General features: G+C 48.1%; 16 protein-coding genes. 11 read left to right on the top strand and 5 right to left on the bottom strand.

Annotation, left to right across the window (positions count from 1 at the left end; genetic code table 11):
• Positions 1–217: 217 nt before the first annotated feature.
• The 3 genes from DFR28_RS07055 (at position 218) to DFR28_RS07045 (ending at position 4,060) form a co-directional block, all read left to right on the top strand.
• Complete coding sequence (locus tag DFR28_RS07055) at positions 218–1,840, top strand: DegQ family serine endoprotease (protein WP_113953634.1); 1,623 nt, start codon at positions 218–220, stop codon at positions 1,838–1,840.
• A 125-nt stretch (positions 1,841–1,965) separates the two neighbouring features.
• Complete coding sequence (locus tag DFR28_RS07050) at positions 1,966–2,643, top strand: winged helix-turn-helix domain-containing protein (RefSeq protein ID WP_113954529.1); 678 nt, start codon at positions 1,966–1,968, stop codon at positions 2,641–2,643.
• A gap of 61 nt (positions 2,644–2,704) precedes the next feature.
• Entirely contained in the window at positions 2,705–4,060 is a 1,356-nt protein-coding gene (locus DFR28_RS07045; protein WP_113953633.1) for a sensor histidine kinase, read from the top strand.
• A gap of 39 nt (positions 4,061–4,099) precedes the next feature.
• Here DFR28_RS07045 and DFR28_RS07040 read toward each other — a convergent pair whose 3' ends face one another.
• Positions 4,100–4,600 (bottom strand): BPSL0067 family protein, encoded by a 501-nt coding sequence (locus DFR28_RS07040; protein ID WP_113953632.1) that lies wholly within the window; start codon positions 4,598–4,600, stop codon positions 4,100–4,102.
• 58 nt (positions 4,601–4,658) lie between these two features.
• Here DFR28_RS07040 and DFR28_RS07035 point away from each other — a divergent pair, with 58 nt between their 5' ends.
• The 5 genes from DFR28_RS07035 to DFR28_RS07015 all read left to right on the top strand — a co-directional run bounded on the left by DFR28_RS07035 (position 4,659) and on the right by DFR28_RS07015 (position 10,231).
• Positions 4,659–5,348 (top strand): response regulator transcription factor, encoded by a 690-nt coding sequence (locus DFR28_RS07035; RefSeq protein WP_113954528.1) that lies wholly within the window; start codon positions 4,659–4,661, stop codon positions 5,346–5,348.
• Between the two features lie 194 nt (positions 5,349–5,542).
• Positions 5,543–6,886 (top strand): sensor histidine kinase, encoded by a 1,344-nt coding sequence (locus tag DFR28_RS07030; protein WP_113953631.1) that lies wholly within the window; start codon positions 5,543–5,545, stop codon positions 6,884–6,886.
• Between the two features lie 146 nt (positions 6,887–7,032).
• A complete protein-coding gene (yjgA, locus tag DFR28_RS07025) occupies positions 7,033–7,569 on the top strand; it encodes a ribosome biogenesis factor YjgA (RefSeq protein WP_113953630.1) in 537 nt (178 codons plus the stop codon).
• A 49-nt stretch (positions 7,570–7,618) separates the two neighbouring features.
• Positions 7,619–8,815 (top strand): amino acid aminotransferase, encoded by a 1,197-nt coding sequence (locus tag DFR28_RS07020; RefSeq protein WP_113953629.1) that lies wholly within the window; start codon positions 7,619–7,621, stop codon positions 8,813–8,815.
• Positions 8,816–8,893: 78 nt separating this feature from the next.
• Positions 8,894–10,231, top strand: a complete 1,338-nt coding sequence (locus DFR28_RS07015; RefSeq protein WP_113953628.1) for a sodium-dependent transporter — start codon at positions 8,894–8,896, stop codon at positions 10,229–10,231.
• Here the strand turns inward: DFR28_RS07015 and DFR28_RS07010 are convergent.
• Entirely contained in the window at positions 10,212–11,285 is a 1,074-nt protein-coding gene (locus DFR28_RS07010; RefSeq protein ID WP_113953627.1) for a 3-deoxy-7-phosphoheptulonate synthase, read from the bottom strand. The genes DFR28_RS07015 and DFR28_RS07010 overlap by 20 nt on opposite strands.
• Before the next feature lie 84 nt (positions 11,286–11,369).
• Positions 11,370–11,897: a DUF2878 domain-containing protein gene (locus DFR28_RS07005; protein WP_113953626.1), complete on the bottom strand. Its 528-nt coding sequence runs from the start codon at positions 11,895–11,897 to the stop codon at positions 11,370–11,372.
• Positions 11,898–12,312: 415 nt separating this feature from the next.
• Between DFR28_RS07005 and DFR28_RS07000 the strand changes: the two genes are divergently transcribed.
• Together DFR28_RS07000 and DFR28_RS06995 are read left to right on the top strand one after the other, a co-directional pair.
• Entirely contained in the window at positions 12,313–14,172 is a 1,860-nt protein-coding gene (locus tag DFR28_RS07000) for a LysM peptidoglycan-binding domain-containing protein (protein WP_113953625.1), read from the top strand.
• A gap of 252 nt (positions 14,173–14,424) precedes the next feature.
• Positions 14,425–16,170: a phosphoenolpyruvate carboxykinase (GTP) gene (locus tag DFR28_RS06995; protein ID WP_113953624.1), complete on the top strand. Its 1,746-nt coding sequence runs from the start codon at positions 14,425–14,427 to the stop codon at positions 16,168–16,170.
• Between the two features lie 175 nt (positions 16,171–16,345).
• Here DFR28_RS06995 and DFR28_RS06990 read toward each other — a convergent pair whose 3' ends face one another.
• Positions 16,346–16,690, bottom strand: coding sequence for a hypothetical protein (locus DFR28_RS06990; protein ID WP_113953623.1), 345 nt, complete (start codon positions 16,688–16,690; stop codon positions 16,346–16,348).
• A gap of 133 nt (positions 16,691–16,823) precedes the next feature.
• Positions 16,824–17,474 carry a c-type cytochrome gene (locus DFR28_RS06985; protein WP_113953622.1) on the bottom strand — a complete coding sequence of 217 codons (651 nt, stop codon included), beginning with the start codon at positions 17,472–17,474 and terminating at the stop codon, positions 16,824–16,826.
• 239 nt (positions 17,475–17,713) lie between these two features.
• Here DFR28_RS06985 and DFR28_RS06980 point away from each other — a divergent pair, with 239 nt between their 5' ends.
• Positions 17,714–19,303, top strand: a complete 1,590-nt coding sequence (locus tag DFR28_RS06980) for a Ppx/GppA phosphatase family protein (protein ID WP_211316919.1) — start codon at positions 17,714–17,716, stop codon at positions 19,301–19,303.
• Positions 19,304–19,338 lie beyond the last annotated feature (35 nt).

Genomic DNA, 19,338 nt, shown 5'->3' with positions numbered 1-19,338 from the left:
CTTCAATAGTGGACGCTTGATCTGTAACCAGCGTCAAATCTCGTTTTAGCCTACTCCTATTACTAAAACGTAATCCCCTGTTCACTTGAGGGTAATTAGCACGCCCTTACTATCAAGTTATCAAATTGGTTTCTTATCACTTGTCGTAAAAGTAATGTTTGCTCTGTCGATAAGCTGCCAAGAGATTTCGTTCAGACTTATTCCTACGGAGACGTAAATGACAAAACAATATACAAATTCGCTGGTGTCGATTATGAAGTGGGGCGCTGTGGTGGTCGCCACTGCCACTGTCGTAATTTCGATTCAAGCCAGTGCTGATGGTCCAAAAGCCGACGCCTCAAATGCTGTGAGTTCAGCAATCAGAGCGCAAGACATTGTGCCAGCCGCACAAATTACCTCGGATTCGATGCAGAAAAGGTCATGGAGTCCGTCAGATGGATTTGCTGATCTGGTTGAAGACGTTAGCCCTGCAGTGGTTCATGTCGCAACCGCTGGGTTTATTCAACGTCGTCGTCTTGGCAATGATCCGTCGATGCGGCAATTTAGGGGGCCGCGCGGCTTTGAAGATTTCTTTAAAGATTTTTTCGGCGATCAATTTCCGCAAAATCCAAACCAAATTGAGCCAGATGAGCCCGATTCAGATAGCGACGCGGAGAAGCAAACCCAGCCTCTCGGTATTGGCTCGGGGTTTATTATTAGTGCAGACGGTTATGTTGTAACCAATCACCATGTTATTGATCGCGCTGATGAAATTATGGTGACGTTACCTGACGGCACTGAATATGAAGCTGAAATAAAAGGCAGCGATCCTAAAACTGATTTGGCGTTGTTAAAGCTTAAAGATGCTAGCAATCTGCCGTATTTGTCGTGGGGCGATGATGAGGCTTCGCGAGTTGGCGATTGGGTTTTGGCAATTGGTAACCCGTTTGGACTCGGTGGCTCGGCTAGTACCGGTATTATTTCGGCAAGAGGCCGTGATATTAATGCGGGCCCGTATGATGATTTTATTCAAGTGGATGCAGCGATTAATCGTGGTAATTCAGGTGGGCCATTATTCAATATGCGCGGTGAAGTCATCGGTATTAACTCAATGATCTATTCGCCTTCCGGTGGCAGCGTCGGTATTGGCTTTGCCATTCCTTCACATATGGCGAAAGGTGTCATTGATCAATTGCGCGCATCCGGCGAAGTCGAACGTGGTTGGATAGGTGTGTCGATTGGCCCGATTACTGAAGAGCTAGCTGAGGTGTTTGGACGAGACAACGAGGAAGGGGCACTAATTTCACAGGTGTTGAAAGGCGCGCCGGCAGATAAGGCTGGTCTAGTGGCTGGCGATATCGTGTTGTCTTTCGATGGCACGGATATTAAAGAAATGCGTAATTTGCCGCGTACCGTGGCGCAGTCCACCGTTGGTAAAGCCTATGACATGGTTATTTGGCGTGACGGTAAGCGTAAAACGATCAAAATTACTACTGAGGCGTTTCCAGAAGATGATGCCGTAGCGGGGGCTGAAACTAAGCCCGATGTTCCGGTTAAACAAGAAAGTGATGAGTTGCTTGGCGCCGAGTTGAGTGAGTTAAATGATCAGCTACGGTCACGTTATCGCATCTCTGAGGACACCAAAGGGGTATTACTAACCGCTATTGAGCGTGGTGGTTTGGCGGCTGAAAACGGTTTAAGACTTGGTGATGTAATTACTAAGTTCGATAACCGCCTAGTCAGCAAGCCGGAAGACGTGATTAATGCGCTCAAACAAGCCAAAAAATCCGGCGATGGATCGGTGGCAGTGCTACTGAATCGGCGCGGCATTCCTGGTTTTCTAGCATTTAAGTTGAAATAGCGGCAATTTCACCACTGATCGAACTTAAAACCAACAATCGTAAGCAGTCCCAGCTTCTAATGCTGGGAGCTGCTTCCTAAATAGCGTAAAATTAACGGAAACCAAAAATGACTAAAAAAAATATGATCCGAGTACTCGTCGTTGAAGACGACAAAGAGACCGCAGCCTATATCGTAAAAGGCTTGACGGAATGTGGGCACATTGCGGATCACGCTGCCGACGGTCGCGAAGGGCTGTTGATGGCGGATTCGACTGACTACCAAGTCATCGTGGCTGACCGTATGTTGCCCAAAGTTGATGGTGTCACGATGACACGGACTTTGCGTGGCAGTGGTAATCGCACACCAATTCTAATGCTCAGTGCCCTTGGTGACGTTGACGATCGCGTTGTCGGTCTGAAAGCCGGTGCTGATGATTATCTAGTTAAGCCTTTCGCATTCTCTGAGTTACAAGCTCGTATCGAAGCACTGGTTCGTCGGGCTGAGCCTGAGTCGCCGGATACAGTACTCAAGGTTGCCGATCTGGAAATGGATTTGCTGAAGCGTGAAGTGCGTCGGGCTGATGAAAAAATTGATTTGCAGCCACGAGAGTTCAGGTTGTTAGAGTATTTAATGCGTCATAGTGGTCAAGTGGTTACTCGCACCATGTTACTTGAAAAGGTTTGGGATTATCATTTCGACCCACAAACCAATGTAATTGATGTGCATATCAGTCGTTTGCGGGGCAAGATTGATAAAGAGTTTGATGTGTCCCTGCTTCACACCGTGCGCGGCGCGGGCTACATGTTGAGTGAACCAGATTAGTCCATTTAAAAGTTCAGCGTTTCGAATAACGCTCGTATACCTAGTCCTATTCGGGATCTCGGTGTCAATTATTCTCGGTTTTATATACTGGTCAACGATTGTTTACAAGACACAGCAAACCGATGATGACATTAATGCCGAGATTTTGGAGTTATCCAAAGTCTATGAAGACAAAGGCTACCCTGGGCTGGTGGTATTGCTGTCGGAGCGTATCGAACGATTGCGCCCCGGCGATCCGACCCTGTACCTACTTACCGATCATCGCTATCAGCCATTAGTCGGAAATATTGCGCCGTGGCCGAAGGTTGCTCGCGACGTTAAGGAAGGTTGGCTCGAATTTCAATTGGAGGCTGATGAACGCCAAGGCGGTGATCGTGAGTTTACCGCTCGGGCGAAGACCTTCGTTGTCGAGAATCGGTTTAACTTGTTGGTCGGTCAGGGAATGAAGGATCTGACGACGCTTAAGGCATTGGTCGGAAGGGCGTTGATTTTGGGTTTGATCTTAACCCTAGCGCTCGGGATTATCGGTGGCTTCATGATGCGGCAAACGCTGAAAAGTCGCTTAGGTGCAATTAATCTCACTAGTCGAAAAATAATGCAGGGCGATTTGCGGAAACGAATCGCAACCCGCGGCACCGGCGATGAATTTGATGAGCTAGCGGTAAATTTAAATAGTATGCTTGACCAGATCGAGCACGGTATGGAAGGCGTTCGTCGAGTCTCGGATAATATTGCACACGATTTGAAGACGCCTTTGGCGCGCCTAAAAAACCGTGTTGAAGTACTCAAAATGCGAGTTGAGCAGGGCAGTGAGGAAGAAGCAGCGGTCGATCAGATAATTCTTGAAGCGGACGGCTTGCTTGCCACGTTTAATGCCTTGCTACGAATTGCGCGTATTGAATACAGTGAGCAAAGAAAGGGGTTTAAGAAGGTTGATATCAACTCGATTTTGTATGACCTAGAAGATCTTTATGAGCCGTTGATCGAGGAAAAGGGGCAGACTCTGTCGGTTGAAATTGGTACGCCGATGGAAATGTTCGCTGATCGAGATATGTTGTTTCAAGCCTTCGCTAACTTGCTCGACAATGCGATTAAATACACGCCACAAAATGGTCAAATTGTTATTCGTTCGTTTCAAAGCGAGCAACAATGGCAAGTCGAGATCTCAGATAACGGACCGGGTATTCCTGAATCAGAATATGAGAAAGTAGTGCAGCGTTTTTATCGCTTGGATCAGAGCCGCACCACGCCAGGGAGTGGCTTGGGATTGGCTTTAGTTTTCGCGGTGTTGAAGGTGCACAAATTGGATTTGGCGTTTCAAGATAACCATCCGGGCTTAAAGGTAATCATTAGTGCTAACCCACGTGAGATCAGTGAGTTGGAACGCACAGTCAATGAGGTGCGGTCTAGCGTCTAGGTTCGGCAGCGTTGCTTGATGCTATGACTGGTACGCAGATTATCGTTTAACCGTGACCACGCGATAAGCCCCTGCAGTGTTGCTGGCGAGGGTAGTTTTGCTGCTTAAGCGAATTAATCGTCGATGTACTGGTTTGCCAACCCACTGGTCCCATACCCAAATGCCTTGATCATCTTGTTCTATATAGATAGCGGCATGATGGCCTCGTGTGCTTGGGTAGCGATCGTTCTTAAAGGTGGCGATGATAGTTCCCGGTTGAATGGTATTGTCAAGCACCGGTTCGCCAGGTAGCCACTGGTCTGTATTGGGCGCGCCGCTACAGCGCTTAATCAGCGACACACAATGTCCGTCGCCGACAACTCGCCCACGATAAGTGTGCGCGTCAGTGCAGTGTAATTGCGTTTGGCCTAGCCAGCCCGAGTCGCGCGTTTTTTCAGCCAGATGGTTTGACACGCAGGCCGTTAGTGTCGACAACAAGAGAGCCGTGATAAGTGTTGAGTGGGCCTTCAGCTTGCGTATTTTTTCGATGCTTTCATTCACATTGCAATCACCGTTGTTTGCCTACTATCGCTCTATTATAAAGACAAGCTTACTCGTTATGACACAAACTACACGCGTTTTAATTATTGAAGATCACAAAGACATCGCTGAGATGCTTTATGACTATTTTGAGCGTCGGGATTATGAGATGGATTATGCCAGCGACGGTCGCATGGGGTTTAATCTTGCCAGTCAAAATGACTACGATATTATTCTGCTCGATTTGATGTTGCCCGAGATGGACGGCCTCGATGTGTGTCGAAAGCTGCGCGAAGAGTCCAAGGTGTATACGCCAATATTGATGTTAACCGCTCGTGACACCTTAGAAGACAAGGTCATTGGCCTAGAGACCGGCGCAGATGACTATTTGGTCAAGCCGTTTGAAATATTGGAGCTTGAGGCGCGTATAAAGGCACTCATGCGACGCAAGGGGCAGATAGCGCAACAGGAAGTTTTGACGGTGGCCGATTTGGAATTAGACACTGGCACGCTTGAAGTTCGTCGTTCTAATAAATCAATTTACCTGTCGCCGATTGGCTTGAAAATACTGACGATCTTAATGAAAGAGTCGCCTAAAGTCGTAAGTCGCAATCAATTAGAGCATGAAATTTGGGGCGACATTTTGCCGGACAGTGATACCTTGCGGAGCCATATGTATAATCTGCGTAAACAGATTGATAAGCCGTTCGCGCAGCCGCTACTGCAAACAATACAGTCACGTGGGTATCGTATTGGTGATGCGCCGTAGATAAGGATTGCTTGATCACAAGGCGGTTAACCACTGGCCTTGATGAATGACGGCGCTGCTTGCTAAAGATCAACTTGCTAATTGGCTGCAAGTCGACGGAACTCTGGGCGCGGTCTTGCTAGTGACTAGTTAGCTCGATACGATGCAACTTTCAAATAAACCACTCAGCTATTGAAAACCGAGACTATATAGTTATGCACGGAGACATTAGGCAATCGATTATTCGCAGCAAGTTGAGTCGAAAAATGACGCTGCAAGCTTGTTTGATTGCGTTAGTAGCGGTGCTTGGTATTGGTTTTGCTAGTGTGGTTATCGAACAATTTTTAGTTAAGCAAGCGCTCACGGGAGAGTCGCGGCATTTTTGGGAGACCTACAATGTCGATCCGAGTTTTCCCCCGCCCAATACTGACAACCTTAAAGGCTATTTGACTGTCGCTAATTCTCAAGAAGGTGTGCCGGAAGAGTTAAAAGGCTATGGTTTAGGGTTCCATAAAATGCATGGTCAAACCGCGCATTCATTGCTTTATACCAGTGAACATGACGGTAAGCGCCTGCATTTGTTATTCGATGGCGAGAGCGTGCTGCGTTTGGCGCTGTTTTTTGGAATATTTCCGTTAACCATTTGCTTGGTGTTGATTTACGTTGCCGCTTGGTGGGTTTATCGCGAATCAAATCATCTATTGAGCCCGATTGTCTGGCTAGCCAATAAGTTCGACCGTTTTGATCCGGCACATGCCAGTGCTAGTCTTAAAGACCTCTCCGATATCCCTGGTGACGTAGATTGGGAGGTTGAGAAGTTGGTGACATCGTTTAGCTCTTATTCGCGCCGGATACAGCGCTTTGTTCAGCGTGAGCGGGCATTTACGCGTGACGCGAGTCATGAGTTCCGTACTCCGTTAACCGTAATAAAAATGGCATCAGATCTACTGTTAGCCGAGCAAGACTTAGACGCCTATTCAAAAAAATTCGTGACTCGTATCAAAGGTGCGGCACGGGACATGGAGGAGCTAATTGATGCGTTTTTGATTTTGGCACGTGAAACCGATAAAGAGTTCGAAGACGAGCATACGGTGATTGCTGATATCGTTGAACGTGAGATTAGAGATGCCGAAATATATTTAGACGATAAGCCCATTACAATCGAAGTGGATGAGCAGTTTCCATTGCAGCTGAACACGGCGCGTAAAGTTGTGTCTATTGTGTTGGGGAATCTGATTCGTAATGCTGTTTTGTATACCAATGAGGGCACCGTCAAGGTCACCATTAAGGAGCATTCTGTGGTCATAGAAGACACGGGCATTGGTATGACCGAAGAGCAAACTAAGAAAATTTTCCAACCTTATTACCGTGCCGATCAGGTAGGTAAAACAGAACGTAAAGGCTACGGAGTAGGGCTAACCATCGTTAAACGTTTATCAAATCGGTTTAACTGGATCGTCGAAGTTGAGAGCGAAGTAAACGTTGGCACTAAAATAGAATGTATCTTCGATGAGTCGTCGCGCCCCAATTTCCTAAAAAAAAGACGTAATAAGAGATAGCGCCCAATGCTGCAGTAGCAGTAAATATTAAATCGGGGCTGGTAAACCGAGGGCAGCAAGCGCATAATTCCGAGCCTAAACCCGATACCACAATTTCTAATATTTACGAGCGCGCTGATGTTAATCCGTCGGTGTTAGATAAGCTGATGACTGAATCGGAATACGCCGTCCGGCCGAATAAAACACAACTTAAAAAAGAGATCAAAGCGTTAAATCACTTGGGTCAAGAGTTGATTTCTCTGCCGCCATCGGCACTGAAAAAAGTTCCCTTAAGCGACAATATGCTGCGCGCAATTGAAGATGGCAAACGCTTTCAGCGCGGTCCTCTACAGCGGCAATTGCGTCGTATTGCGTCGTTAATGCAATATGAAGACGTTGATGCGATTCAACTCGAACTTGCGCGTCAGAAGCAGCCCACAAAACAACAAACTGCCGAACTCCACCAGTTGGAGCAATGGCGTGATCGACTGATCGGCGGCGATGAACAATTGCTGACCGAATTGATCGATCAATATCCGGTCATTGACCGCCAACATATTCGTCAGCTTGTGCGCAATGCCGGTGCCGAATTAAAACGAAATACAACTCCCAAGTCGGCTCGCTTGCTGTTTAAGTATCTTTCCGAGATAAAACGGACCACGCCAACCGACGAGACTGATCCGCCCGCTAACCCGTCTGCGTAGTACGTAGACGGTTTCCTGTTTATACTTTTTCCTTTGAGCAACTGAAACAATGTTTGGACAACTAGATATATTGCCGCCCGATCCGATACTTGGACTCAATCAGACTTTTCAGCAGGACGACAATGCAGACAAAATTAATTTGTCGATTGGTGTCTATCAGAATGCCCAAGGTTTGACGCCAATATTCACCGCAGTCAAAAAAGCTGAGCAGCAGTTATTAGCCGCTCAGAATACTAAATCATATGCCCCGCAGGCTGGTGATCCATCATTTTTAGAGCACATGACACGACTGTTGCTCGGCGATGAGCTTAGCGAGCAATTACAAGACCGTGTTGCAGCTGTCATGACTCCCGGTGGTTGTGGGGCATTACGAATGGGCGCTGAGTTATTGAGTCATGCCAAGCAAAATGTCACGTTGTGGGTTAGTGATCCGACATGGGCTAATCATTATCCGTTGCTGCAAAGCGCTGGCCTGACATTAGAGAAATATAGCTACTACAGTGCCGAGACCCACTCAGTTGATTTCACGGCTATGTTGGAATCGCTTCAGGCGATCCCGGTGGGCGATGTGGTGCTGTTGCACGGTTGTTGTCATAACCCAACCGGTGCGGACATAAGTCCGGCGCAATGGGATCAAGTAATTAGCGTTCTCGCCGAGCGTCAATTAACACCGTTCATTGATGTGGCCTACCAAGGTTTCGGTGATGGCTTAGCCGAGGATGCTTATGGCGTGCGCGAAGCGGTTAAGCGCTTACCCGAGGTATTGGTAGCGGCATCTTGTTCGAAGAATTTTGGGTTATATCGTGAACGAATTGGCGCGGTAATGGTCATTACACAAGACCCACAGACCACCTTAGCGGCCAAATCTCATATTCTTACTGCAGCGCGCAGTTCTTACAGTATGTCGCCGTACCATGGTGGCGGAATTGTTGGACTATTATTGAGTGACCCCGAACTTACCAGTGAATGGAAGACTGAATTAGAGCAGGTAAGGCTGCGAATGAATCGCTTGCGTCTTGAGCTAGCCGAAGGTTTAAATCAGGCTCAGTCGCGTATTGATTTTAGCTTTGTGGCTGAGAGCAAAGGCATGTTCTGTTATCTGGGCATACCACTTGAGGTAGTGCATGCGTTGCGCTCAGAATTCGGTATTTATTTGCTCGACAGTACACGTATCAATGTCGCTGGATTATCACAAGAAAACCTTCCGATAATTATTGATCGGGTATCCGAAGTCTTGTCTCGTTAGCGATTAACTATGCAGCACTCGCTGGGCGCTAGCTGAGAGAAAAATTACAATTACAATAAGAATGATTTAGGAGAGAAGATGGCTGCACGAGGAGAGTTTAGTTCACGCACAGCGTTTGTATTAGCCGCATCTGGTTCGGCAATTGGCTTGGGGAATATTTGGGGCTTCCCAATTAAAGTTGCATCGAATGGCGGTGGAGCATTTGTTTTCACCTATATCATTCTTACCTTCTTATTAGCGTATCCCATTTTGATGGCAGAGCTGGTTATTGGTCGTTACGCGAAGGCTGATACGGTTCGGTCAGTGGCGGCGGTCAGCTCTTCAGCATTTCGTCCTTTGGCGTTTATGACCGGCTATTGGGGAATGTTAACTGCTAGTTTAATACTCAGTTTTTACGCCATTGTCGCCGGTTGGATGATTGCTCATGGGGTTGGTGCTGCCGCGCAAATCATCGGTGTCTCTGATTCATGGTTGGTGAGCGAGTCTATAACTCGGAGCGTTCTTTTTAGTGCTGTATTCTATGTGCTGACAATAGGAATTGTCGCCAACGGCGTGGCTAGCGGTATTGAAAAGTGGTCTACTCGACTAATGCCCGTATTGATTCTCCTGATCGTGGCGTTGATTGTCTATATCGCTATGCAACCAGGTGCCGCTGAAGGTTGGAAAGTGTATCTGCAACCTGATTTTTCCAAGGTTCTAGAGCCCGGCTTAGTGATGGATGCGCTTAGTCAAGCATTCTTCTCGTTATCACTGGGCGTTGGCACAATGATGGTTTACGGATCTTACATAAGTAAGACTGAAAACTTGCCAAAGCTTGGTGCAACGGTGGCTGGTATGGATATCGGTATCGCGGTGTTAGCTGGCATGTTGGTTATTCCGGCCATGTATGTAGCGCAGCATAATGGCGTGGTGATTTACGACGAAGCGGGTAATCTGATTGAAAGTGGACGTCTCATTTTCAACGTGCTGCCTTCTCTGTTCGACACGATGGGCGGTGCTGGGTCTATGGTGGCGTTGGTGTTCTTTGCCTTAATGAGTATCGCCGCTTTAACTTCATCAATTTCGATGCTCGAAGTACCGGTAGCATACGCCACTGATAGTCGTAGCATGAATCGTAAAAAAGCCGCTTGGGTCGTCGGAATGGCAATCTTTGCGTTTAGCGTTGTGATTGTGTTGAACGCTTCTTGGTTGTTCGACTGGGTAGTACGAATTGCGACTGAATTCAGTGAGCCATTGGTAGGAATATTGTTTTGTATCTTCGTCGGATGGATTTGGCGTCGTGACCAGCTTTTGACCGAACTTAAACAGGGTAGCCCGCATCTGGAGCGTACCCTGTTCTGGAAAATTTGGCCTAACTACGTGCGATTCGTGTGTCCGCTTATTGTGGTTGCGCTGCTTATACGTAGTTTTGGCTAACTGACTTTTTGAAATGGCGCAGCTTCTGCGCCATTTGCCTTAAGCACTCTTCGGTTGTTTCCCAGCCGATACAGCCATCAGTGATGGACTTGCCATATTCGAGTTGAGACTTATCGTCACCGAGTTTTTGACTGCCAGCGATTAGATGGCTTTCCAGCATTACTCCCACAATGCTTTGATTTCCTTCAAGAATTTGCTGGGTAATATTGTCCAGTACTAATGGCTGTAGTTCAGGGTCTTTATTCGAATTCGCGTGACTACAATCCACCATAATGTTGATCGGAAGTTGGTTTTCGCGTAAAGCTCGTTCGGTTAACCGTACATTGACTGAGTCGTAGTTTTGTTTGCCGCCACCGCCTCGCAGCACGATATGTGAATACTGGTTGCCTGAGGAGTGCACGATCGACACCTTACCTTCTGGGTCAATACCTAAAAAACTATGGCCGTTACTGACTGACTGCAGAGCATTAATTGCCACGCCGAGCGAGCCATCGGTACCATTCTTGAAGCCAATTGGCACCGACAAGCCGCTGGCCATTTCTCGGTGAGTTTGTGATTCGGTAGTCCGCGCGCCGATTGCCGACCAAGTAATTAGGTCTTGCATATATTGCGGTGAAATAGGGTCGAGTGCTTCGTTAGCTATGGGTAAACCAATTTCATTGATCTTTAACATCAACTCGCGACCTATGGACATGCCTTTTTCGATTTGAAAGCTGCCATCAAGATAGGGGTCGTTGATCAAACCTTTCCAACCAACGGTGGTACGCGGTTTCTCGAAATACACGCGCATCAAAATAAATAAATCGTCCGCTAATTCGTCAGCCAAAAGCTTAAGGCGTGAGGCATATTCAATAGCTGCCTTCGTGTCGTGCACCGAACAGGGGCCTACTACCACGAACAGTCGTTGATCCTTGCGATCCAAAATATCTCGAACAGTCTGGCGACTGGCTTCAACATGTGACGCAATTTGCGGGGTAAGAGGTAACCGTTTTTTAAATTCAACGGGAGTAACCAACCGTTCAAGGTTGGCGATATTTGTGTTTTCGAGACTCATGGGTCCAGCAGGGGGTTAGGATGACTACTTGCTGCTATTTAACCATAGAATGTTGTGTGATGGCACAGCAAGCCGGCGACATAGTCAATTTTGTTTGTCTTTTGCTACCAACGCTAACAAAGTTAAGGAAATAGCCCAAGCAATGCCGATATAGATCATTAAGGCGGTAACATTGGTGGTGAATGTCACTGCGCCAAGTCGTTCACCAGCAAGGTACGAGAGCGGGCCGCCGATCCCGCCTAACACCGCCGGGAGTAAAGGGTGAGCGTTGATCCACGACAAAGAGTGATTGATGGTCAGCGCAAAACCAACCCACAAGAGCATAATCCAGGCCGGCGACATGGCCGTGACAGGGCGTGGGTCGGTAAATTGTAAGAACCCTAGCTGAAGCCACAAGGTATCCACCATCAACCCGAGTAAGACACTTAGCGCGACCAATTGCAGGTCGCTCTCAACTCGGCGTTTATTATGCAATTGATACGAGGCGAGTGCAGCGCAGCATGCGAAAGCTGGCCACAATAGACCTTTAGCGCTACCCAAAACACAGGCAAACCAAGTGGCTTGAAATAGGCTGGCATTAATCAGCGTGGACCATCGAAATAAGTTGTTCATTGTGGTGTGTCCTATTTAGCGTGTGCTTGTTTGTAAAGTCCTGATTGATCGACCCTAACTACAGGTTCGCCACTCACTGTAATAGCGCTTACTCAGGCGGAGAGCGCTGATACGGATAATCGCCACGATCTTCATGCGGTGTGTTGTGTCAGGCTCGCATCAGAAAGCTATTTTATCAGGCGCCATAGTGCTAAATGTGATGCTGATGAATATTGATTAAGCGGTAAGCTCACATTTTTCGATTAACGTCATCTTGGTTAAATTGTTAGCAATAATGATGTAAACGTCGGCCTTCTATGGGTATTATCGAAGCGCACTCGGATGGTGCAAATTAGCGCACATATTTTGCGCAAGGTCAGGTTGGTAAATTACTAACCTAGAAAAATTAAAACAATAGAATGAGGCGGAGTAATTGGTGCGAGTAGTACAAGTAGTTCAAAGAGTGCGGTGCGCGAAGCCTGTTGCTCCAAGCCCATCTGCCATCATCACGCTTGCCGCCGCGACACTATTGGTGTTGTTTGGTGTTAGTGCTGCACGCGCATCAACGCCACTGCTTACTCCAGTTGGCGTGTATGAATTACAGTGTGATGAAACTTTTTCCTGCCCAACTTCGCTAATGCCTCGTGTGGCCTTTTGGGTTGAGGTATTTAGTCGTTGGGATACAGGTACCGCCGTGTTCCACGATAAAGACAATCCACATCGAGTTTACTCGACTGTTAAGCGTGAGGAGGGCTGCAGGCGCTCGCGCAAAGGGGACTCTATTTATCGAGAACGGAGCAGGTTAAAACGCGACCTTGAGAATTTGGCAAGCAAATTAAGCAAAGATCAAACCTTGAGCGACAGCGAGCAGTTCTTACACTCGTTGTTTGTGGGAGAGTCGGTTAGCGAAGTGCGTGCAGCGGCAGGGCGGATTCGTTGTCAGTCTGGTAACAAAGACAGAATGCGCGAAGCATTAACCCAGTACGTTCGATATCAGCCGACAATATTAGAGGCTCTAAAGGGGCAGAACCTGACTCCTGAACTGCAATATCTACCGTTTGTTGAATCGGCTTTTAATCCTGAAGCTTTGTCGCACGTTGGCGCCGCTGGATTGTGGCAAATTATGCCAAGCACGGGGCGTACGCTCGGCCTTACTGTTGATGCCAAGGTAGATCAACGCTATGACCCGACTGCCGCCACGTTTGCGGCAGCCTTGTGTTTTCGTAACAGCGTTGACAACTTAAGTGAGACAGCCTTTGAGAACGGTCACAGCGTAGTTGCGAAAGACCTGAATCCATTCGTCATTACCTCCTATAACTATGGGGTTCGCGGAATGCAGCGGGCAATTAAGCAAGTCGGGCTGGACTACGAGCGACTATTGGTCGAGTATAAATCGCCAAGTTTTCAAACCGCGGTTAAGAATTTTTATGCGAGCTTTTTAGCTGCTCGTCATGTGGCAAAAAATAGTGAAAAATTCTTTGGTGTTATTCAAGCGCCTGATTCCGACCAAGATCTAGCTTCTAGTACAGTTGAGCTTACGAGAGCTACCTCGGTTAAACGCGTGGCTCAACAGCTTAACGTTGATGCGGCTACGCTGAAAAAGTTGAATCCGGCGCTAAAAAGAGTAATTTGGGAGCACAAAGCGTTGATACCTAAAGGGTATCCATTACGTTTACCGAACACTAATGCGAATTGGACGGCGTCAATTGATAAGATGAATGCGTTGCCTAGGGAGACTGAGCGGCCCGGTTTCGTCTGGCATCGGGTTCGCAGCGGGCAAACGGCTTGTGGTATTGCTGAGCAATATCGAGCGTCCTGTCGCAAGTTGGTGCAGTTAAACCGGCTAAACAAAATGGGCACTATCTATGTCGGTGATCGAATTAAGGTGCCTACCGCAACCGGCGGTATTTCAGTGGCTAAATCATCTAGGTCTCCCGCGGTTGAGACGTCATCGACAATGGCGTCTTCGGCATCCGCATCAAGTGATGCCAAGGTGCAGAGTTATCGCGTTAAGCGAGGGGATACGTCATGTGCTATCGCTGAACGGTTTGGAATGCGTTGCGCGGAATTTCTCGCGGTTAACGGTTTAACAACTCGCAGTGTGATTAAGGTGGGCCAACAAGTTCGTGTTAGTTCAGCTAATAGTTGGCACACTGTATTGCGAGGTCAAACTCCTTGCGGAATTGCCGATATATACGGTGTTCGATGCAGTGCGTTGCTGGATGCAAATCGACTGCAACGCTCGTCGATTATTCAGGTTGGACAGCGCTTGCGGGTACCGAGCAAAGGTTATTAGTATCTGGTGCCTGCGGTGCCTCGAATTTTTAGGATGAATACCGAGTAATTGCGCTTAGCACTAGGCAACGACGTGCCTGATTGTTAGACTCCTGCTGACAAAAATAGGTACAACGTCAGCTTTGTGCAATCCTCGGCAACCAACACGTGCCAGCAAGGAATATCACTTCCTCGGGATCCCCTCTAGTGGGAGCATTGTTCGCGTAAAAAAAGCGTACCAAGACAATCCTGAAACCCAACCAAATCGCTGATTATGACCACGAAAAATCAAGAATTGGCAAATTGGGTGTCTACCGTTGCTGCGCAAACACAACCGCAAGAAATTGTTTGGTGTGATGGCAGTGATTCAGAGTACCAACATATTATTGATATGATGTTGGAAGACGGCACGTTGTCGTCGCTTAACCCTGAGACACATCCAAATTGTTATCTACATCTCTCTGACCCGCAGGATGTTGCGCGGGTTGAACATCTTACGTATATCTGTACTGACGCGCCAGACACTGTTGGTGACAACAATAACTGGATGCCGATTGCCGATGCAAAGGCGAAAATGAATGCTTTGTTCGACGGCTGTATGCAGGGTCGAACGATGTACGTTGTGCCGTATTGTATGGGCCCCATTGACTCACCTTACTCGCGCTGCGGTGTTGAAATAACCGACAGTCCTTACGTCGTTATCAATATGAAATTGATGACTCGGATGGGCGCAGCGGCGTTAGCCAGAATCGAGCAAGAGGGCGGCTTTGTTAAAGGTTTGCATTCTATCGGTGAGTTAGACCCAGAGCGCCGTTTCATCATGCACTTCCCGCAAGAACTCAGCATTATGAGTTATGGTTCGGGCTATGGTGGCAATGCATTGCTTGGTAAGAAATGTCACGCCTTACGTATCGCTAGTTGGCAAGCTAAAGACGAAGGCTGGTTAGCCGAACATATGTTGATCTTGGGCTTAGAAAGCCCGGCCGGCGAGATTCACTATATTGCAGCGGCATTCCCCTCAGCCTGCGGAAAAACCAATCTTGCCATGTTGATTCCGCCAGAGGAATATAAGGATTGGAAAATTTGGACATTGGGCGACGACATTGCGTGGTTGCATCCAGGTGACGATGGTCAGTTGCGCGCAATTAATCCAGAGGCTGGGTATTTTGGCGTAGTGCCGGGTACCAATGCCAAGACTAATCGCAATGCCTTCGACATGATTCAACGAAACACCATTTTCACCAATGTGGCGCAAACCGCAGATGGTCAACCTTGGTGGGAAGACAAGAAAGAGGGCGTGCCAAGCATTGACTGGAAGGGCGATGCCTATCAATCTAGCAATGGTCCTGCGGCGCATCCAAACTCACGTTTTACGGTGGCCGCGACTGAAAATCGAGCCTATTCATCGCTGGCTGAAGCACCTGATGGCGTGCCTATATCCGCGATTATTTTCGGCGGTCGTAGACGCGAACTTGCACCGCTTGTTTATCAAGCTAAATCTTGGGAGCACGGCGTATTAGTCGGTGCCAGCGTGGCATCAGAAACGACTGCGGCTGCGACTGGAAAGGTTGGTGTTGTGCGACGTGATCCGATGGCGATGAAACCGTTTTGTGGATATAACTTCGCTGATTATTGGGGGCATTGGTTGAGTTTCTCTGAGCGCCTAGATAAATTGCCAAAGGTGTTTCACGTGAATTGGTTTCGGCAGAATGAGGACGGTGATTTTCTTTGGCCTGGTTTTGGTGATAATTTGCGCGTGCTTGAGTGGATTATTAAGCGCTGCAAGGGCGAAGTCGATGCAGACGAAACACCTATTGGCTATTTGCCGAACGCTGAAGGGCTGAATATTGATGATTTAGGTATCGACCCAGCCGTCTGGCAGTCGCTGATTTCGATCGAGCCTGAGCAGTGGCGACAAGAAATGGATGAATTTGGCGAGTATTTGGCCAGCTTTGGCGATCGTTTGCCGGCTAAGCTCAAAGCGCAGCATGAACTTGTTAAGGCTGCTTTAGCGAGCTAGTAGTTGCTAGCATCGTTGAGGCAGTGCTATCTCAACGATGTTAACTATCAGTAGTATAAAAAAAGGCGTACCGTAATCACGGTACGCCTTTTTAAATTGTTAATCGGGGCTAGTCCACTGATGGTAGGGCGATCGCCTAACGAGCTACCTTACCTACCTATTAGCATAACTACCTTTAACGCGCCATGAAGGCTTTACGCGCCGTATTGAACTCATTCGCAACTGACTTTTCGAGTTCAATTGCGTCATCTTCAGCCTGTTTAAATGCGGCCATTTTTTCTTCGTTGCCTTCGGCTTCTGGGGTCAATGCCGCGCGCTGTTCATCAAGGCAAAGTAAGAAGCTTAGGTTTCGTTCTTGGAACGCCTTAACCGCGTTTTGCGCAGCAATTAGCTCGTCTTGGCTAGCAACGTGGCCATCCGGGATAATTGGTGTGTTAGTAGGCGCAATACACTCAGCAATAGATGCTTGGCTAGTTAATGTGAGTAAGATAGCAGTAAGAATAGAGAGTCTTTTAGTCATGGTATTGATGGTCAGAAGTTATGGCGATAATTAGATACTAATGCAATTGTGATCATTGTGCGATGGTCTGTCAAATCAATAAAAAAGGCTCGCACTGGGCGAGCCTTTTTATACAGACTGAGCAATTGTTCGACTATTTGAACAATTTAACCCCTGGCGCGGAAAGTTCACCGTCTTGAGATGCAAACCATGCCGCAAGTGCTTCGATGTCTTCGATGCTGAGCCCTGAGGCGAAACCTTTCATCACAGCATTGTTGCGGCCGGTAGCTCCGTCAGATGTTGCAGCGGCGCGGTAATCTTTAAGTGCTTGAACAAGGTAGCTCTCGTACTGACCAGCTAGCTTTGGAAAACTAGGTTGGTCGCCGTCACCAGTTGCTCCATGGCACGTCGCGCATGTTGCTGAAGCTTTTTGGCCTTTCATTGCCTGCGCTTTGTTGACTACCGCTGAGCGTTTGTGGCCAGACATGGCAGCGTAAAACGCGGCGATGTCAGCAATATCTTGATCGGATAAGTTGGCAGCTTGAGCGCGCATAGTGCCATGTGAGCGTTCTCCAGAACGATAAGCCTTTAGCGCAGACACTAGGTACTCAGCGTGTTGACCACCAATTTTGGGGATGTTATAGACTGGGCCGGGGTTGCGATAACCCTCACCAGCATGACAGCCATTACAGGTCTGCGCTAGGTTTTCACCTCGTACGGGATCGCCTTCGGCCCACGCAGGTGAAGTGAAAATGCCAGTTAAGGTCATTACTAATAAGATAGATTTGCAAATATTATTCGACATAAGTAAAGCACGCTGAATCAGTGAAAAACGATTTCTCGATCACGGGTTTGGATCAAACGACTGTTTGAAAATGCTAGGCGGACTTTAAGGAAGGTTGGCGCCAAACTCAAGTAATTTCGGGAATTAATTGGAATTTGTTGCTGCGCAATTGCTTCCTAAGCATAGATTAAACTCAGAGTTCGCCGAGTGCCGTAAACTTAGTTACAATAGCTAACTCAATAGCCTACGAGAAAAACAGATTGTCAGATCAACCTAGTAGTAACGCGTCAATTGTCGGCGACCAGACAGTAAACCCCTTTAACACCGAGGCGGGCAGCAGCTTGTCGCTAGGCGCTGGTGGTCTAGGCGATGATTGCTATGCGGCGGTTGATCTGGGTTCAAACAGTTTTCATATGGTGATCTCGCGATATGTTCACGACGAATTTGTGGTGCTAGACCGGCAGCGAGAGGTGGTACGTCTAGCGGCGGGCTTGGATGACAATAATAATTTGTCCGAAGAGGTTGCGCAGCGTGCGCTTGATTGCTTGTCTCGGTTTGGTCAATTGTTAAGAACTCTGCCGCCGGCCAATGTGCGTGCGGTTGGCACCAATGCGTTACGCCGATTGAATGCCAAGAAAGGCTTCATGGAGCGAGCTGAAGCGGCGATTGGCCATAATATTGAAATTATTGCTGGTCGTGAGGAGGCCCGACTCATTTATCTCGGGGTTTCTAAATGGTCAGCTTACGGCGACGAATCTCGCTTAGTGATCGATATCGGTGGCGGTAGCACCGAGATTATTGCGGGTCGTGGTGAGTCGGCCGTGTGTCGCGAGAGTCTCGAAGTTGGTTGTGTGGTGTTAAGTCGGCAGTACTTTTCCGAAGGCAAGCTGAGCAATCGACGCTTTAAGCGCGCGATGTTGGCGGCTGAATTGGCCATTCAACCCGTGGTCGAACAGTTTCGTTTGCACGGTTGGACTCAGGTGATCGGCTGTTCCGGAACCATGAAGTCAATGGCTGAGGCGGTAATCCAAGGAGGCTGGTCAAAAGATCGCTTGAATCGCGAAGGCTTATTCCGGCTGCGTGATCATGCCATTGAGGCTGGTCATGTGGATAAACTTAATTTGTCTGGCGTGAATTCAGACCGTTTGCCAGTGTTTGGCGGCGGATTGGCTATTCTTCTCGCATTGTTCGAGCTGTTTGATATCCAAGAAATGATGGTTTCTGATATTGCGCTGCGTGAAGGTGTGTTGTACGACTTGGTTGGGCGTAGCGCCGCGGAGGATATTCGCGACACGACCGTGGCTTCAATGTTGTTGAGATGGTCGGTCGACACCGAGCATTCCACTGGCGTGCGAAATACCGCGATTGATCTCTATGATCAAGTCGCTTCGGCTTGGGATATTCGTGACAGCTTGTTTCGGTCAGCTTTGGGCTGGGCGGCGCAATTGCACGAGGTTGGCTTACAGATTAGTCATGACGGATATCACAAACATGGCGCGTACCTAGTGGGTAATGCGGACCTTGCTGGTTTTGCGCGCCGCGATCAATTGCTTCTTGCGGCCTTAGTGCGGGGCCATCGACGTAAATTCCCATCGGACACCTTTGAGGATCTGCCGTCCACGATGGTTACGCCGGCTAAGCGTGTTGCCGTCGTGCTGCGGTTGGCGGTGTTGTTGCATCGAGGTAGAGGCAGCCATGTGCCAAGCTCAATTGATATGAGCGTAGAGGCGCAGCAAATCGTTCTCAAATTCGAGCCGAACTGGCTTGAGAGTAACCCGTTGACCGAAGCAGATCTTCGCCAAGAGCGAATTTGGCTTAAATCGATAGGGCTTAAACTTAGTTTTCGATAACGTATGGCAGCTTAAGCCGCCACCGCTTTTAGTTG

This window comes from Arenicella xantha, assembly GCF_003315245.1.
In the GTDB taxonomy this organism is placed as follows: domain Bacteria; phylum Pseudomonadota; class Gammaproteobacteria; order Arenicellales; family Arenicellaceae; genus Arenicella; species Arenicella xantha.
The sequence above is the reverse complement of the archived record's forward strand: the minus strand, read 5'-3'. Positions and strand labels throughout refer to the sequence as shown.

What these genes read in the sequence shown, in the direction of transcription:
- DFR28_RS07055 (WP_113953634.1), top strand. Translation starts at nt 218, where the DNA reads ATGACAAAACAATATACAAATTCGCTGGTGTCGATTATGAAGTGGGGC.
- DFR28_RS07035 (WP_113954528.1), top strand. Translation starts at nt 4,659, where the DNA reads ATGACACAAACTACACGCGTTTTAATTATTGAAGATCACAAAGACATC.
- DFR28_RS07030 (WP_113953631.1), top strand. Translation starts at nt 5,543, where the DNA reads ATGCACGGAGACATTAGGCAATCGATTATTCGCAGCAAGTTGAGTCGA.
- yjgA (WP_113953630.1), top strand. Translation starts at nt 7,033, where the DNA reads ATGACTGAATCGGAATACGCCGTCCGGCCGAATAAAACACAACTTAAA.
- DFR28_RS07020 (WP_113953629.1), top strand. Translation starts at nt 7,619, where the DNA reads ATGTTTGGACAACTAGATATATTGCCGCCCGATCCGATACTTGGACTC.
- DFR28_RS07015 (WP_113953628.1), top strand. Translation starts at nt 8,894, where the DNA reads ATGGCTGCACGAGGAGAGTTTAGTTCACGCACAGCGTTTGTATTAGCC.
- DFR28_RS07010 (WP_113953627.1), bottom strand. Translation starts at nt 11,285, where the DNA reads ATGAGTCTCGAAAACACAAATATCGCCAACCTTGAACGGTTGGTTACT.
- DFR28_RS07005 (WP_113953626.1), bottom strand. Translation starts at nt 11,897, where the DNA reads ATGAACAACTTATTTCGATGGTCCACGCTGATTAATGCCAGCCTATTT.
- DFR28_RS06995 (WP_113953624.1), top strand. Translation starts at nt 14,425, where the DNA reads ATGACCACGAAAAATCAAGAATTGGCAAATTGGGTGTCTACCGTTGCT.
- DFR28_RS06990 (WP_113953623.1), bottom strand. Translation starts at nt 16,690, where the DNA reads ATGACTAAAAGACTCTCTATTCTTACTGCTATCTTACTCACATTAACT.
- DFR28_RS06985 (WP_113953622.1), bottom strand. Translation starts at nt 17,474, where the DNA reads ATGTCGAATAATATTTGCAAATCTATCTTATTAGTAATGACCTTAACT.